The following is a 15,570-nucleotide window of genomic DNA, read 5'->3' on the forward strand; positions in this document are numbered from 1 at the left end:
CCCCATTCATGCAACTTAAATATTGACCCGCGATAATCCGCAACTTTGTTCATTCCTACAACAAGCGACAATCTCGGGAGAAACGATGGATAGGCGGCAATTCCTCAAGTGGGGCAGTTTCCTGACGGTATCGGTGGCCGCGGCGGGCTGCGGCGGCGGCTCGGACAGCTCCGATTCGGGCAGCCAGCGCCAGCTCGCGGCCGGCCAGGGCTTCGGCCTGGGCGTGGCGTCCGGCGATCCGCGCCCGGACAGCATCATCCTGTGGACCCGCGTCGACGGCGGCGATGGCGCAGCCTCGCTGTCGGTCACCGTGCAGCTGTCGGACAAACCGGACTTCTCCAACCTGCTGGTCAACCAGGCGCTGAGCGCCGACCCGGGCTGGGACTACACCGTGCGCCACAAGGTGACCGGCCTGGCCAGCGCCACCACCTATTACTACCGCTTCCTGACCGGCAAGACCGTCAGCGCGGCCGGCCGCACCAAGACCGCGCCGGCGGCCGGCACGCCATTGTCGCAGTTGAAGTTCGCCTACATCACCTGTCAGGACTGGAGCGTCAACCACTGGGGGGCGTTCGACGAAATCGTCCAGCTGGACCTGGATTTCGTGATGCACGTCGGCGACTACATCTACGAGACCGTAGGCGCCGGCTTCCAGACCGGCAACAACGAAACCCGCCATCCGCCGCTGACGCTGCCCAACGGCACCAAGCGCGCCGACGGCGCGATCTACGCCACCACGCTGGCCGACTACCGCTACCTGTACAAGAGCTACCGCTCCGATCCGCGCATCCAGGCGGTGCACGCCAACTTCCCGGTGATCTCGATCTGGGACGACCACGAATTCTCCGATGACTGTTGGCAGGATCGCCAGGTGTACTACCCCGGCGACGACAGCACGCCGCGGACGCCGCGCCGCCGCAGCGCCAACCAGGCCTGGTTCGAATACACGCCGGCGGATGTCCAGCTCGACCTGGCCAACCCCTCGTTCCAGAACATCCAGATCTACCGCAGCTTCGCCTTCGGCAACCTGGCCACGCTGGTGATGACCGACCAGCGCCTGTACCGTTCCGACCACATCATTCCGGAAACCGCAGCGCCCAACACCGGCCTGGCCAATCTGGGCAGCCGCTATTTCGTGCCCAAAGCCACGCTGGCCCAGGCCGAGGCCGCCAAGATGGCCTCCACCGGCGGCAACCTGCTGAACGTGTCCATCCTGGGCGCGACCCAGCGCGCCTGGTGGCAGCAGCAGATGCAAGGCGCCACCACCACCTGGAAGCTGTGGGGCAACGAAGTGTCGCTGCTGCGAATGGGCGTGGACGGCACCATGGCGGTGGCCAGCCTGCTGGAGCAGGGCCTGTCGGCCGCGCTGGCGCAGAGTTTCGGCCTCAACCTCAGCGCCGCCCAGCAGCAACAGCTGACCGGCGCGCTGTATCAGGACCTGCTGGCCGCCGACACCAGCGGCGCGACGCCGGTGCTGAGCTATGCCAACACCCAGCCGCTGCTCGCCGGCTTCAGCGGCGGCGCCATCAGCGCCGGCGTATTCGCCGCCGCGGTGAAGCCGGTGCTCAACGGCAACCTGCCGCCGAGCATGCTGTTGAACCAGTACATCCTCAACGCCGATCAATGGGACGGCTACAACGCCGAGCGTAAGGCGCTGATGGCCTTCCTGAAGGGCAACGGCATCGGCAACGTGGTGGGCATCACCGGCGACATCCACGCCTTCTTCGCCGGACAAGTGTATGACGACTTCGACGCCGCCAGCCCGACGCCGGTGATGGTGGACCTGGTCACCGCCGGCATCTCCAGCAATTCCTTCTTCAGCTACTTCAAGAACGTGGTGGACACCGTGCCGGCATTCGCCAAGGCCGCGCCGCTGATCTACCAGACGGTGAACGGCCAGACGGTCAACACCTTCACCGGCACGCTGCAAACCTTCAACCCGTGGCTGAAGTACGCCGACACCGACGCCCAGGGCTACGCAGTGGTGACGCTGACGCCGGGCAAGCTCAGCTGCGCCTTCCACAAGATGGCCAAGCTGGCGAACGGCGTCGCGCCGTCGCCGGCCACCGCCAGCGTCAAGACCGTCGAAGTGCTTGCCGGGACGCCGGCCGTCAACGTGCTGTAAGCGGTTTCGCTCCCCAGGGTTGGCCGCGCTTGCGCGGCCAACCATTTCAATCAGTACATTTCGTCACAAAATCCCTACAAAGCCTCCTGGTTTTTAACATTCGTTTTATGGCTTCTCTGGTAGCATCCATGCCCTGAAACCGGAGGCGCGACCCAGCTTCCGGGATTGCTTGCAATGCTCTCCAGCACGGCTTTGGACATGGCGGACGCATCGTTGCGCGGCGCTCGGCATGCCGAACGTCGAGGACGCCATCCGCCACCCGCTCCAGAGTTGTCATAATAGAAGCGGGCCGGTTGCCGCCCGCCGCGATAAACATAGAAAACGGAGAGGCCTGATGACCACCGCCGTCCGCCACTTCATGCCCGCCACCGCACGGCGGCTGATCCCCAACCGCTGGGACCTGATCGCGTTTCCGCTGATCCTGGGCTTTTTGCTGATGGCCACCACCGGCATCCGCGAAACCTGGGCCCCGATCACCGCGCTGCAGACCGCGCCGATCTCGCTGGAGCCCGGCAACCTGCCCGAATACGCGCTGCGCACCACGCTGCGCATGCTGGCGGCGATGGCCGCCGCGCTGGCCTTCACTCTGGTCTACGGCACGCTGGCCGCCAAGAGCCGCCGCGCCGGCCTCTTGCTGGTGCCGATACTGGACATCCTGCAATCGGTGCCGGTGCTGGGCTACATATCGTTCACCGTCACCTTCTTCCTGGCCTTGTTCCCCGGCCGGGTGCTGGGGGCCGAGTTCGCCGCCATCTTCGCCATCTTCACCAGCCAGGCGTGGAACATGACCTTCAGCTTCTACCAGTCGCTGCGCACCGTGCCGCGCGACCTGCAGGAAGTGTCGGTCAACCTCAGGCTGACCGCCTGGCAGAAGTTCTGGAAGCTGGAAGTGCCGTACGCGATGCCCGGCATGATCTGGAACATGATGATGAGCATGTCCGGCGGCTGGTTCTTCGTGGTGGCGTCCGAGGCGATCACCGTCGGCGACAAGACCGTGATGCTGCCCGGCGTCGGCTCCTACCTGGCGCTGGCGATCCAGAACAAGGATCTGGCCGCGGTCGGCTGGGTGATCCTGACCATGTCGGTGGTGATCCTGATCTACGACCAGTTCCTGTTCCGACCGCTGGTGGCCTGGGCCGACAAGTTCCGCCTGGAGGACACCGCCAGCCAGCACGCGCCGGAATCCTGGGTGCTGAACCTGATCCAGCGCACCCATTTCATCCAGCAACTGCTCAAGCCCTTCGGCAAGCTGCTGAAGAAGATCGCCCGCCTGCGGCTGAACGTCAGCCTGCCCAAGGGCATCCACTCGGAAGACCACACCCCGGTGTCGCGCGGCATCGACGTGCTGTGGTGGGCGCTGGTGGCGCTGCTCGCCGCCGCCGTCGCCAGCAAGCTGGTGCACTTCATCGCCACCGAAGTGGGCGCCTGGGAGGTGCTGCGGGTGTTCGGCCTGGGCCTGATCACGCTGGTGCGCGTCAGCCTGCTGATCGCCGTGGCGTCGGTGATCTGGGTGCCGCTGGGCGTGCTGATCGGCCTGCGCCCCCGGCTGGCCGAAAAGGTCCAGCCGCTGGCGCAGTTCCTGGCCGCCTTCCCGGCCAACCTGCTGTTCCCGGTGTTCGTGATCTTCATCGTCCACTACAAGCTGAACCCGGACATCTGGCTATCGCCGCTGATCGTGCTGGGCACCCAGTGGTACATCCTGTTCAACGTCATCGCCGGCGCCACCGCCTTCCCCAACGACTTCAAGGAGGCCGCCGCCAACTTCCGCATCCGCGGCTGGCAGTGGTGGCGCAAGGTGATGCTGCCAGGCATCTTCCCGTACTACGTCACCGGCGCGATCACCGCGTCCGGCGGCGCCTGGAACGCCAGCATCGTGTCCGAATTCGTGTCCTGGGGCGACGACAAGCTGGCCGCCCACGGCCTGGGCGCCTACATCGCGCAGACCACCGCCGCCGGCGACTATCCCAAGATCCTGCTCGGCATCGTGGTGATGTCGCTGTTCGTGGTGCTGTTCAACCGCCTGCTGTGGCGCCCGATGTACGCCATCGCCGAAAACAAACTCCGTCTCAACTAAGGGGGCATCAAGCATGACTACCGAAAACAACGCCCTGGGACAGGAAATCTTCAAGCTGAAGAACGTCTGCCGCGGCTTCTCCAAGGGCAGCGACGAGATCCAGGTGCTGGACGATGTGAACCTGACGCTGCGCGAAGGCGAGATCGTCGGCCTGCTGGGCCGCTCCGGCTCCGGCAAGTCCACGCTGCTGCGCATCATCGCCGGCCTGATCCCGCAAAGCGGCGGCGAGGTCAACTACCAGGGCAAGCCGCTGAAGGGACCGGCCGAAGGCGTGGCCATGGTGTTCCAGACCTTCGCGCTGTTCCCGTGGCTGACCGTGCTGCAGAACGTGGAGGCCGGCCTGGAGGCGCTGGGCGTGGACGCCAAGGAGCGCCGCCGCCGCGCGCTGGCCGCGATCGACCTGATCGGCCTGGACGGCTTCGAAAACGCCTACCCGCGCGAGCTGTCCGGCGGCATGCGCCAGCGCGTCGGCTTCGCCCGCGGCCTGGTGGTCAACCCGACGCTGCTGCTGATGGACGAGCCGTTCTCGGCGCTGGACGTGCTGACCGCCGAGACGCTGCGCACCGACATGCTGGACCTGTGGAGCGAAGGCCAGCTGCCGATCAAATCCGTGCTCATCGTCACCCACAACATCGAAGAAGCCGTATTCATGTGCGACCGCATCCTGGTGCTGTCGTCCAATCCCGGCCGCGTGGTGGCCGAGATCAAGGTGCCGTTCCCGCACCGCCGCAACCGGCTGGACCCGGCCTTCCGCAAGATGGTGGACGACATCTACGCGCTGATGACCGCGCGCCGCAGCGCCCACACGCTGCACAAGCTGCCGCTGGAGATCGGCAGCCACCTGACCGAGGTATCCACCAACCTGATGGCCGGCCTGATCGAGGAAGTGGCGCAAGAGCCCTACTTCGGCAAGGCCGACATGCCGGAAATCGCCGAGAAGCTGCTGCTGGAAGTGGACGACCTGTTCCCGGTGGCCGAGGTGCTGGAGCACCTGGGCTTCGTCGAGCTGAAAGACGGCGACATGCTGCTGACCGCCGCCGGCAAGCTGTTCGCCGACTACGGCACCCAGGAGCGCAAGGTGATGTTCGCCGAACACCTGCTGCGCCACGTGCCGATGGCCGCCCACATCCGCAAGGTGCTGCAGGAGCGCCCCGGCCAGCGCGCGCCGCGGCTGCGTTTCGCCCAGGAACTGGAGGACTCGCTGTCCGACCAGTCGGCCGAGGAAACGCTGGACACCGTGATCAGTTGGGGCCGCTACGCCGAAATCTTCTCCTACAACGACCACACCGAGACCTTCAGCCTGGAAGACGTCGAGGGCGGCCAGTAAGCTTTCGCGGGCCACGACAACGGGCGCCCGGACGGCGCCCGTTTTGTTTCGCCGGCCGCAAGCCCGCTCGATGCTACAATACGGCATCGACCGTTCCCCCCCACGCCCATGTCCGGACGCCCGCTCAACGACATCACCCGCCAGGACCAGACCCTGGCCCGCCTCTCCGCCGCCGCGCACGAGCTGATGGCGCTGGACCGCGCCTTCAAGAAGCTGATTCCGCCGGCGATGGGCGAGGCTTGCCGCGCGGTGCGCATCCGCGACGACGAGCTGGTGATCCACGCCGACAACGGCATCGTCGCCGCCCGGCTGCGGATGACCGCGCCCGGGCTGCTGCCGCAGCTGGCGCAGCAGGGCTATCCGGCGTCTAAGGTGCGGGTCAAGGTGGCGCTGCAGCTGGTCCGCGTCAAAAAACCGAAGACGCTGGCGATCAGCGAAACCGCGCTGGACGGCATGGAGCAGGCGTCCGACTGCATCAGCCACCCCGACGTCAAGCGCGCGCTGCAGCGGCTGATCGCGCGCCAGCGCCGCGGCTGACTGTACCGACAGCCAGTTTTCCCGCCGCGCCTCGGCGCCAATAGTCTCCTTTCGATTGATCTTGGCAGGAGGCGCCATGACCGCTCTGCAACGCTTTTCTCCCGATCACCCCGCATCCGGCATCGCCGCCGCGCTGGAGCGCGACGGCGGCGTCATCGTAGAAGGGCTGCTCTGCCCCGAGCGGCTGGCCCGCTTCCGCGCCGAGCTCTTCCCGCTGCTGGACGCCGCGCCCGACTGCCAGGGCGACTTCTACGGCTACGCCACCCGCCGGCTGTCCGGCCTGATCGCCCGCGTGCCAGTCTGCCGCGAGCTGGCCATCCACCCGCTGATCCTGCAGCTGATGGACATCATGCTGCTCAGAGGCTGCCGCGAATACCAGCTCAACCTGACCCAGGCGATACGCATCGGCCCGGGCGAGCCGCGCCAGTTCCTGCACAGCGACGCGCTGATGTTTCCGGTCAAGGTTCCCGGATCGGAAACCATGATCAACTGCATGTACGCGCTGGACGACTTCACCGAGGACAACGGCGCCACCAACGTCGCGCCGGGCAGCCACCGCTGGACCGAGGAGCGGCTGCCGGACGAGAGCGAAGTAGTCCCGGCCGCGATGCCCGCCGGCTCGGTGCTGATCTATCTCGGCTCCGTCATCCACGCCGGCGGCGCCAACCGCACCGGCCAGCCCCGCACCGGCGTGGTGCTCAGCTACTGCCTGGGCTGGCTGCGCCAGGCGGAAAACCACTACCTGGCGGTGCCGCGCGAGCTGGCTCGCGAACTGCCCGAACGGCTGCAGCGGCTGCTCGGCTACTTCGTGCACGCGCCCAACCTTGGCAGCATCGACGGCCAGGACCCAGTCGCGCTGCTGCGCGAGCCGCCGGCCGAGCCGCCGCGCTTCGCCGAATTCCTGCCGGAAGAAGCCAAAACGCTGCTGGCCCAGGCGCGCGCCGCCATGCGAAACGATTGATCGCCTTCAGATAGACATCAAAGCGGAGTAAAGTGGCGGTTTCCCGCTGTACGTCCAGCACCACAGGATAATCGCCATGTCCGAACACGATACGCCCGAAACCACTCCCGAAACCGCGCCGCAGGACCCGTCGCGCCGCCGCCTGTTCGAAGGCCTGGCCGCCATCGGCGCCGCCGGCGTGCTGCCCGCCGTCGCCAGCCAGGCGGCCGACGCCGCGCCGGGCGCCCACGGCCCGCTGGACGACAGGCTGCGCCATCACGTGAAGAACGTGGTGGTGATCTACCTGGAAAACCGCAGTTTCAACAATCTGTACGGCAACTTCCCCGGCGTGAAGCATCCGCTGTCCAAGGCGCCGGCCGAAGCCTGTATCCAGCTGGACCGCGACGGCTCCAGGCTGAAGAACCTGCCCAAGATCTGGGGCGGCATGGTGCAGCGCGGCCAGACCGTGGCCGGCAAGTACTACCTGATCGAGGAAGACAAGATCCAGAACCTGCCCAACGGCCCGTTCCCGCTGAAGGACGCCGACGGCGAGCCGCTGCCGGAAGCCGTGATCACCCGTGACCTGTGGCATTTGTTCTACCAGAACCAGATGCAGATCAACGGCGGCCGGAACGACCAGTTCGCCGCCTGGGCCGACTCCGGCGCGCTGGTGATGGGCTATTACAGCGAAACCGCGAAGAACCTCAACCAATGGAAGATCGCCCAGCAATACACGCTGTGCGACAACTTCTTCATGGCGGCCTTCGGCGGTTCCTACTTGAACCACCAGTTCCTGATCTCCGCCCGCACGCCGGAATACTTCAACGCCAAGGACACCGCGGCGGCGAAGAAGATCGCCGTGCTGGACGACGGCCCCAAGGGCTACAAGCTGAAGGTGAAAGTGCCCAGTTCGGCGATGGACGGCCCGCCGCAATTCGTCAACAACGGCGCGATCACGCCGGACGGCTACGCGGTCAACACCATGGCCCCGCCATTCCAACCCAGCTACGTCAAGCCGGCCGAGGGCGGCGACAAGCGCTACGCGGACCCGGCCGACGCCAGCACCCTGCCGCCGCAAACCTACGACACCATCGGCGACCTGTTGTCGCGCAAGGGCGTCAACTGGGCCTGGTACGGCGGCAGCTGGCAAGCGGCGCTGGACGGCAAGGGCGGCCCGGACGCGCCCAACTTCCAGTACCACCACCAGCCGTTCAACTACTTCAAGAACTTCGCGCCCGGCACCAAGGCCCGCGAGGCGCACCTGCGCGACGGCGGCCTGGGCGACAGCCCGATCAGCAACCGCTTCATCGCCGACGCGGTGGCCGGCAAGCTGCCGGCGGTGGCCTTCTACAAGCCGCAGGGCAATCTGAACATGCACGCCGGCTACTCCGACGTGGAAAGCGGCGACCGCCACGTCGCCAACGTGCTGCAGCACCTGATGAGCGGCCCGCAGTGGAAGAACATGGTGGTGGTCATCACCCACGACGAGAACGGCGGCTGGTGGGACCACGTGGCCCCGCCCAAGGGCGACCGCTGGGGTCCGGGCAGCCGCATCCCGGCCATCGTGGTGTCGCCGTTCGCCAAAAAAGGCCATGTCGACCACACCTTCTACGACACCACCTCCATCATCCGCTTCATCAGCCGCCTGCACGGCCTGCCGGAGCTGGAGGGCGTCAAGGTTCGCAACCAGGCCTTCCGCGAGCGCGGCGCGCAGCCGCCGGGCGACCTGACCGGCGCGTTGCAGCTCTAAGCCCCATGGCCGGCTCGCCCCCGCGGGCCGGCTTCCCCCATCATTCCGCGTGCGCACCTTGGAAAACCATAAAAACATGACTCGATACGCCTTACGCCTGTCCGCCCTGCTGCTGCTCGGCCTCCTATCCTTCCGCGCCTTTGCCTGCGCCGAAGAGGCGATGTACAGCCACCATTACGACCAGTGCATGGACCAGGCCGGCGGCGTCACCGCCGGCATGCTGGATTGCCTCTCGGCAGAACACGCGCGCCAGGACAAGCAGCTGAACGACACATACCGCAAGCTGATGGCCGCCTTGCCCGCCAAGCGCCAGCAAAGGCTGCAAACCGCCCAGCGGCTGTGGCTGAAATACCGCGCCGCCAACTGCAGCGCCTACGTTGATCCTGACGGCGGCACCGCCGAATCGCTGGTGGCCGCCGACTGCGAGCTGGCGTCCACCGCCGCCCGCGCCGCAGAACTGACCCGGCTGCAACCCAGTCCGCGCTGACGCGCGCGCCGGCGGGTGCCGAACGGCTCCGGCTGTGCGATGATGCCGATATCATCGCCGCCGACCGGAGCCGCCATGTCCCTGATCCGCCGCTGCCTGCTGCCGCTGCTGCTATCGCTCCCGCTGCTTGTCCACGCCGCGGAACCCCGCGCCACCCCGTCCGCCGCCGATCAAGCCCGCACGCTGATGCTGGACAACCGCCCCATCTTTCTTTTCCTCGCCGGTCAAGGCAGCCTGACGCCAGAGCAACGGCTGCAACGCACGCTGGAGCGCATCAATGCGCTCCAACCTGAGGATCTGCGCCAACCGGTGCAAGCCGCGCCCTTCGCCGACGGCCGGCTGCGCGGCCTGGCCTTGAGCGTGCGCGGCAAGCCGCTGTTCACCATTCTGGAGGGCGATCTCGACCCAGGCGATCAACTGACGCTGGAACAAGCCGGGGAACGAGCGCGCGACAGGCTGAACGAACTGCGGCAGGCGGTGCTCGAACAACGCTCGCCGCAGCGCATCGTCCAGTCTTCGCTGCTGGCCCTGCTGGCCTGCGGGCTGTTCGCCGCCGCGCTGTACCTGATCGCCCGCGCCCGCGCGGCCTCGCGGCGGCGCCTGGCCCAATCGCCGGCGGACGCGTTGCCGCTGCTCGCCGGCCGCCTCCAACTGCGCCGCTTTCTGCTGGCAGCCGAACGCCAGCTGGTAGACATCACCGCTCTGCTGTCCGCCCTGGTCGCCGGCTATGTCTGGCTCGGCTACACGCTGGCGCAATTCCCCTATACCCGGCCGCTGGGACGCAAGCTGGCCGCCGCCTTCTACCAGTTGCTGGCCACCATCGCCGACGACTTCCTGTCGGCGCTGCCCGGACTCGCCATCGTCGCCGTGATCTTCTTGCTCGCCCGGCTGATCGGACGCGGCCTCGGGCTGCTGTTCGGCACGGTGGAGCGCGGCCAGTTGGAGCTGCCCGGCCTGCACGCCGAAACCGTCGGCGCCACCCGCCGGCTGGCGTCGGTGATCCTGTGGCTGTTCGCGCTGATCGTCGCCTACCCCTACCTGCCCGGCGCCAACAGCGACGCGTTCAAAGGCGTCAGCGTGTTCTTCGGCCTGATGGTGACGCTGGGCTCGGCCGGACTGATGAACCACGCGATGAGCGGCCTGGTGCTGATCTACTCCCGCGCGCTGCGCCCAGGCGATTACGTGAAGATAGGCGAGGCCGAAGGCACCGTCAGCGAGCTGTCGGCGCTATCCACCAAGATCCGCACCGGCCAGGGCTTCGAAGTCACCATTCCCAACGCGGTGGCGGTGGGCGGGCTGGTCAACAATTACAGCCGCCACGACGGAGAAGCCGGCGCGATGGTCGCCACCCGCGTCACCATAGGCTACGACACGCCCTGGCGGCAGGTGGAGGCGCTATTGGAGCTGGCCGCGCGCCGCACGGCGGGCATCGACCCGGCCGCGCCGCCTCAGGTGCGCAAGCTGGCGCTGCAAGACTTCTACATCGAGTACGAGCTGCAGGCGAAGCTGGCGCGCGGCGAACAGGCGCCGGCGGTGCGCGACGCGCTGCACGGCGAAATTCTGGACGCCTTCAACGAATTCGGCGTGCAGATCATGTCGCCGCACTTCGTCGAACAGCCGGCCCAGCCCATCGCGGTGCCGGCCGAACGCTGGCGCGAACCGCCTGCCCGACAATAGCCAATCTACATTCCGACTGTCTCTGTTCGCTGTCTGCGCTTTGGTTTAAGCTGCAAACAATCAGAAAACAACAGCACCGGGACTCTTCGCCATGAACGTCAAAGAATACATGCAGCAACTGGGCCAGGCCGCGCGCAAAGCGTCGCGCCTGCTGGCCCGCGCCGACGCCAACCAGAAAAACGCCGCGCTCCACGCCATCGCCGACGCCATCGTCCGCGAACAGGACACGCTCCTGGCCGCCAACCGCCAGGACCTGGACGCCGCGCGCCTGGCCGGCCTCGACGACGCCATGCTGGACCGCCTGACCCTCTCCGCCAAAGGCGTGGATGCGATGGCCGACGGCCTGCGCCAGATCGCCGCGCTGCCGGATCCGGTCGGCGAGATCGACGAAATGAGCTACCGCCCGTCCGGCATCCAGCTGGGCAAGATGCGGGTGCCGCTGGGCGTGGTGGGCATCATCTACGAAGCCCGCCCCAACGTCACCGCCGACGCCGCCGGCCTATGCCTGAAATCCGGCAACGCCACCATCCTGCGCGGCGGCTCCGAGGCCTTCCACAGCAACCAGGCCATCGCCGCCTGCGTGCATGAGGGCCTGGCCGCCGCCGGCCTGCCAGCCGAGGCGGTGCAGGTGCTGGCCACCACCGACCGCGCCGCGGTGGGCGAGCTGATCGCGATGCCGGAGTACGTCGACGTGATCGTGCCCCGCGGCGGCAAGGGTCTGATCGCCCGCATCAGCGCCGAGGCGCGGGTGCCGGTGATCAAGCATCTGGACGGCAACTGCCATGTCTACATCGACGACACCGCCAATCCGGACAAGGCGTTCAACATCGCCATCAACGCCAAAACCCACCGCTACGGCACCTGCAACACCATGGAAACGCTGCTAGTGCACGGCGCCTTCGCCGAATTCATGCTGCCGCGGCTGGCCGGCACCTATTGGGAAAAAGGCGTGGAGCTGCGCGGCTGCGAACGCACCCGCGCCATCCTGGGCGAACAGGTCAAACCCGCCACCGACGACGACTGGGCCACCGAATACCTGGCGCCGGTCCTGGCGGTGAAGGTGGTCAAGGACATGGACGAGGCGATCGAGCACATCAACCACTGGGGCAGCCACCACACCGACGCCATCGTCACCGAGGACTACGGCCGTTCGCGCCGCTTCCTGCGCGAGGTGGACTCCGCCAGCGTGATGGTCAACGCCTCCACCCGCTTCGCAGACGGCTTCGAATACGGCCTGGGCGCCGAAATCGGCATCTCCACCGACAAAATCCACGCCCGCGGCCCGGTCGGCCTTAACGGCCTGACCAGCCAGAAATGGATCGTACTGGGCGACGGGCAGATTCGGCAGTAAGCGAAACACCTCTCTGGCCCAGGGCGGCGCATAACCTGATGCGTCGCCCTGCGGCTGTGCGCCCCCTCTCTCCTCCCGGTCGACTTCCAGCCGATCAACACTCCTTGCCATGCTACGCATCCACGCATCGCGCCGTCCCTCCCCCTTCCGACCCGCGCCGTTCCGTTGACGGATGGCAAGGTTTTAAGCCGTCGCATGTTTGAGCCCCGCGACGCTAGCGCGGGGCGAGTTCCACGGCGCCTTGCCATCCGTCAACGGAACGGGAATTCGCGGTCGCAGGGGCGGCCTGGGGTTGCAAGGGGGCTGGCCGCTCAGCCCCTTGCCTGCCCGGCGGACAGCTCCGCCATGAAAATCATCCGTCCGCGCAGCGGACACAAAACCACTTCAATAGAAAAACGGCAGCAGCCCTCTCCCACCCAAGCCCCTGCGGCAACGCCACGCGCCCGGACACAATCCTCCCGTTTCGCGCCATAATCGCGCTTTGCTTTTCACGCTCGCGTCAAAAAATGAAAACCCTGACCAATCAAGACCTCGCCGACCTGTCCGCCAAGGCTGCCTGTGCGCCGCGGCTGCGCGCCCACCACAATATCCACACCGAGCTGGACGACGTCGTCCAGCGCCTGGCCATCGCCATGGAGCCGGACACCTATGTCCGCCCGCACCGCCACCCCGGCAGCCCGGAACTGCTGATCATGCTGTCCGGCGCGCTGGACTGGATCGAATTCGACGCCTCCGGCGAAACCGTGGCCGCCCGCCACCGCCTGGGCGACGGCGGCGCGCGCGCGTTCGAGATGCCGGCCGGCACCTGGCATTCGGTGGTGTCGCTGGAGCCGGGCAGCGTGGTGTTCGAAGTGAAGCGCGGCCCATACCAGCCCCTGCCCGAGTCTGATCAGGCCGCCTGGGCCCCGACCGAAGGCGACGCCCGCGTCGCCGACATGCTGGCCTTCCTGCGCCGCTGCCAGCCCGGCGACCGCTTCGCGTAACATCGCTTAACATCTTGCCGCCGCGGAAGACGGAACCCGCGGCGGCGATTGGCGCACCAAAAAGGCATTGTTTCACCAACCCATGCCGAAGCCGATGTTCCTATTCCGCGCCGTTCTCCCCCTCGTCGTCTCCTTGTCCCTGCTCGCCTGCGCCACGCCGCTGCGCGCCGCCCCCTCGCTCAGCCTGAACAGCCAGCGCCCGCCGCAGCAGGTGGCCGACTGCCTGCAGCAAGGCTTGCAAAAGCTGCACATCCCCGATGATTTCGTCGAGCGCCGCGACGAGCGCGACGGCAGCCGCAGCCTGGCGCTGCGCAACCCGGTCAGCGACGCCTCCGGCACCCGGGTGGACATCCTGCCGCAAGGCGAAGGCAGCCTGCTGGAGGTCAGATTGAACGGCATGCCGCTCAGCCCGGCCTGGAAGAAGCAGATTCACGGCTGCGCCCGCAAATGACTGTGGATAAGTCCGGCATTCAGTGACTGGCTGTGGATGAGCTGGATATCCCGGGATAAGACTGTGGGCAACTCGCAGAAAAGTGCCTATCCCTTTGCGACAATGTGGGTAAGTGATTTCATCCACAACAGCCTGTGCATAATGTGGACAATTTCAGAACAAGCTGTGAATAAGCACCCGTGCGGCGAGGCCGCCTGGCCTACCGAACCGCGTCGGCAGCGCGCCGCCCGCCCCGCGCGGTTACACTGACGGCATACGCCACGAACGGACCCGCCGATGACCACCGCCTCCCATCCCAAGTACGATCAGCACTACGCCGACGGCAAGGCCCGACGCGGCCAATGCCCGCGCTCCAGCCAGGCCGAACTCCACCTGGCGCCGGGGCGCGACGTGGTGGCGCTGGTGGAATCCACCTCGCAGGGCCGGGTGCCGGCGCTGGTGCCGCTGCGCTACGCGCGCATGCACGCGTCGCCGTTCGCCTTCTTCCGCGGCATGGCGATGATCCAGGCCGCCGACCTGGCCGCCGGCCCCGACAGCGGCCTGCGGCTGCAGATCTGCGGCGACGCCCACCTGATGAACTTCGGCTTCTTCGCCTCGCCGGAACGGCAACTGGTGTTCGACATCAACGATTTCGACGAAACCCATCCCGGCCCCTGGGAATGGGACGTCAAGCGGCTGGCGGTCAGCCTGGTGCTGGCCGGCCGCAGCCGCGGCTTCGACGCCCAGGCCACCCGCGAGATCGTTCAGCGCCTGTCCGCCACCTATCGCCGCCGCATCGGCGTTTTCTCGCAGATGAGCCAGCTGGACCTGTGGTATTGCCGCGTCGATTTCGAACAATTGCTGTCCCAGGCCACCGACGAGGGCATGCGCCAGCAATTGAACAAGGTGGCCGGCAAGGCGCGCAACCAGACCCAGGAGCGGCTGCTGCCCAAGATGACCGACCTGGAGGACGGCGGCTTGCGGCTGCGCGACAACCCGCCGGTCATCTTCCACCTCGACGACCGGAACGGTCCGTTGGCCGCCTGCGACGACTGGCTGGGCGGCGACAGCCTGGCCAAGATCCAGCGCATGCTGACCAGTTACATCGACACCCTGAAGGAAGACCGCCGCGAGCTGCTGCAACGCTTCCGGCTGGTGGACGCCGCCTTCAAGGTGGTGGGCGTCGGCAGCGTCGGCACCCGCTGCCTGGTGCTACTGCTGCAGGACGACTACGACCAGCCGCTCTTCCTGCAGTTGAAGGAGGCGCGGCCATCGGTGCTGGAAGCCTTCACCCAGCCATGCGTGCACGGCAACCAGGGCAAGCGGGTGGTGTTCGGACAACGATTGATGCAGGCCACCAGCGACCTGTTCCTAGGCTGGACCCAGGGCGCAGACGGCCATCACTTCTACATGCGCCAGCTGCGCGACATGAAGGCCGCTCCGGCGCTGGAAGCGTTCACCAATGCCGAAGAGCTAGCCAGCTACGGCCAGGCTTGCGGCTGGACGCTGGCGCGCGCCCACGCCAAATCCGGCGGCTGCGCGGCCGAAATCGCCGGCTATCTGGGGGAGTCGGACAAGTTCGACCAGGCGCTAGCCGACTACGCGCAGGCCTACGCCGACCAGGTGGAATCCGACTATCGGCTGTTCGACGCGGCGGTCCGCGGCGGGCGTTTGCCGGTCTCCGCGGCATAAATGCCGGGTTAGGGAAAATTGCGATGTTGACGGTTGCGTCCTGAACTAGACTGTAACAACAGAAACGCATAATCAGCCGGCGCCGGACCGTCCCCGACGGGCCCGCGCCGCCGCCGCATATGCGGCGGCTTGTTTTCTTCCCCCCTAGTGTTGAAAACAGCGCCTAACACCCTCCCCCCCCCCCCCCCCGTCGCCCA

The 15,570-nt window shown here is 66.9% G+C and carries 12 protein-coding genes; all 12 read left to right on the forward strand.

What is annotated here, in order from left to right:
- Nucleotides 1-85 precede the first annotated feature (85 nt).
- The 12 genes from VA599_RS20375 (at nt 86) to VA599_RS20430 (ending at nt 15,373) form a co-directional block, all read left to right on the forward strand.
- The gene (locus VA599_RS20375) at nt 86-2,125 is read left to right on the forward strand and encodes an alkaline phosphatase D family protein (RefSeq protein ID WP_346790323.1); all 2,040 of its coding nucleotides are present in this window, start codon (nt 86-88) and stop codon (nt 2,123-2,125) included.
- Nucleotides 2,126-2,459: 334 nt separating this feature from the next.
- On the forward strand, nt 2,460-4,199 hold the full coding sequence (locus tag VA599_RS20380; RefSeq protein ID WP_346790325.1) for an ABC transporter permease: 1,740 nt from the start codon (nt 2,460-2,462) through the stop codon (nt 4,197-4,199).
- A 13-nt stretch (nt 4,200-4,212) separates the two neighbouring features.
- Nucleotides 4,213-5,526 carry an ABC transporter ATP-binding protein gene (locus VA599_RS20385; RefSeq protein WP_021475560.1) on the forward strand — a complete coding sequence of 438 codons (1,314 nt, stop codon included), beginning with the start codon at nt 4,213-4,215 and terminating at the stop codon, nt 5,524-5,526.
- Between the two features lie 108 nt (nt 5,527-5,634).
- Nucleotides 5,635-6,063: a DUF721 domain-containing protein gene (locus VA599_RS20390; protein WP_021475559.1), complete on the forward strand. Its 429-nt coding sequence runs from the start codon at nt 5,635-5,637 to the stop codon at nt 6,061-6,063.
- Between the two features lie 76 nt (nt 6,064-6,139).
- Complete coding sequence (locus VA599_RS20395; RefSeq protein WP_346790327.1) at nt 6,140-7,024, forward strand: phytanoyl-CoA dioxygenase family protein; 885 nt, start codon at nt 6,140-6,142, stop codon at nt 7,022-7,024.
- 76 nt (nt 7,025-7,100) lie between these two features.
- The gene (locus VA599_RS20400) at nt 7,101-8,753 is read left to right on the forward strand and encodes an acid phosphatase (RefSeq protein ID WP_346790328.1); all 1,653 of its coding nucleotides are present in this window, start codon (nt 7,101-7,103) and stop codon (nt 8,751-8,753) included.
- 76 nt (nt 8,754-8,829) lie between these two features.
- Nucleotides 8,830-9,240, forward strand: coding sequence for a lysozyme inhibitor LprI family protein (locus tag VA599_RS20405; RefSeq protein WP_346790330.1), 411 nt, complete (start codon nt 8,830-8,832; stop codon nt 9,238-9,240).
- A gap of 75 nt (nt 9,241-9,315) precedes the next feature.
- Nucleotides 9,316-10,917 carry a mechanosensitive ion channel family protein gene (locus tag VA599_RS20410; RefSeq protein ID WP_346790332.1) on the forward strand — a complete coding sequence of 534 codons (1,602 nt, stop codon included), beginning with the start codon at nt 9,316-9,318 and terminating at the stop codon, nt 10,915-10,917.
- Nucleotides 10,918-11,008: 91 nt separating this feature from the next.
- On the forward strand, nt 11,009-12,268 hold the full coding sequence (locus tag VA599_RS20415) for a glutamate-5-semialdehyde dehydrogenase (protein WP_346790334.1): 1,260 nt from the start codon (nt 11,009-11,011) through the stop codon (nt 12,266-12,268).
- Between the two features lie 506 nt (nt 12,269-12,774).
- Nucleotides 12,775-13,251, forward strand: coding sequence for a WbuC family cupin fold metalloprotein (locus VA599_RS20420; protein ID WP_346790335.1), 477 nt, complete (start codon nt 12,775-12,777; stop codon nt 13,249-13,251).
- A gap of 94 nt (nt 13,252-13,345) precedes the next feature.
- Nucleotides 13,346-13,702, forward strand: a complete 357-nt coding sequence (locus tag VA599_RS20425; protein WP_144410291.1) for a hypothetical protein — start codon at nt 13,346-13,348, stop codon at nt 13,700-13,702.
- Nucleotides 13,703-13,978: 276 nt separating this feature from the next.
- Complete coding sequence (locus tag VA599_RS20430) at nt 13,979-15,373, forward strand: DUF2252 domain-containing protein (protein ID WP_346790337.1); 1,395 nt, start codon at nt 13,979-13,981, stop codon at nt 15,371-15,373.
- Nucleotides 15,374-15,570: the final 197 nt, after the last annotated feature.

The sequence above is a fragment of the Chromobacterium indicum genome, from assembly GCF_039708975.1.
In the GTDB taxonomy this organism is placed as follows: Bacteria; Pseudomonadota; Gammaproteobacteria; order Burkholderiales; family Chromobacteriaceae; genus Chromobacterium; species Chromobacterium piscinae.

Excerpts from the sequence above, each read along its gene's own strand:
- VA599_RS20415 (WP_346790334.1), top strand. The coding sequence starts at position 11,009 with ATGAACGTCAAAGAATACATGCAGCAACTGGGCCAGGCCGCGCGCAAA.
- VA599_RS20380 (WP_346790325.1), top strand. The coding sequence starts at position 2,460 with ATGACCACCGCCGTCCGCCACTTCATGCCCGCCACCGCACGGCGGCTG.
- VA599_RS20385 (WP_021475560.1), top strand. The coding sequence starts at position 4,213 with ATGACTACCGAAAACAACGCCCTGGGACAGGAAATCTTCAAGCTGAAG.
- VA599_RS20400 (WP_346790328.1), top strand. The coding sequence starts at position 7,101 with ATGTCCGAACACGATACGCCCGAAACCACTCCCGAAACCGCGCCGCAG.
- VA599_RS20390 (WP_021475559.1), top strand. The coding sequence starts at position 5,635 with ATGTCCGGACGCCCGCTCAACGACATCACCCGCCAGGACCAGACCCTG.
- VA599_RS20420 (WP_346790335.1), top strand. The coding sequence starts at position 12,775 with ATGAAAACCCTGACCAATCAAGACCTCGCCGACCTGTCCGCCAAGGCT.
- VA599_RS20430 (WP_346790337.1), top strand. The coding sequence starts at position 13,979 with ATGACCACCGCCTCCCATCCCAAGTACGATCAGCACTACGCCGACGGC.
- VA599_RS20375 (WP_346790323.1), top strand. The coding sequence starts at position 86 with ATGGATAGGCGGCAATTCCTCAAGTGGGGCAGTTTCCTGACGGTATCG.
- VA599_RS20395 (WP_346790327.1), top strand. The coding sequence starts at position 6,140 with ATGACCGCTCTGCAACGCTTTTCTCCCGATCACCCCGCATCCGGCATC.
- VA599_RS20410 (WP_346790332.1), top strand. The coding sequence starts at position 9,316 with ATGTCCCTGATCCGCCGCTGCCTGCTGCCGCTGCTGCTATCGCTCCCG.
- VA599_RS20425 (WP_144410291.1), top strand. The coding sequence starts at position 13,346 with ATGTTCCTATTCCGCGCCGTTCTCCCCCTCGTCGTCTCCTTGTCCCTG.
- VA599_RS20405 (WP_346790330.1), top strand. The coding sequence starts at position 8,830 with ATGACTCGATACGCCTTACGCCTGTCCGCCCTGCTGCTGCTCGGCCTC.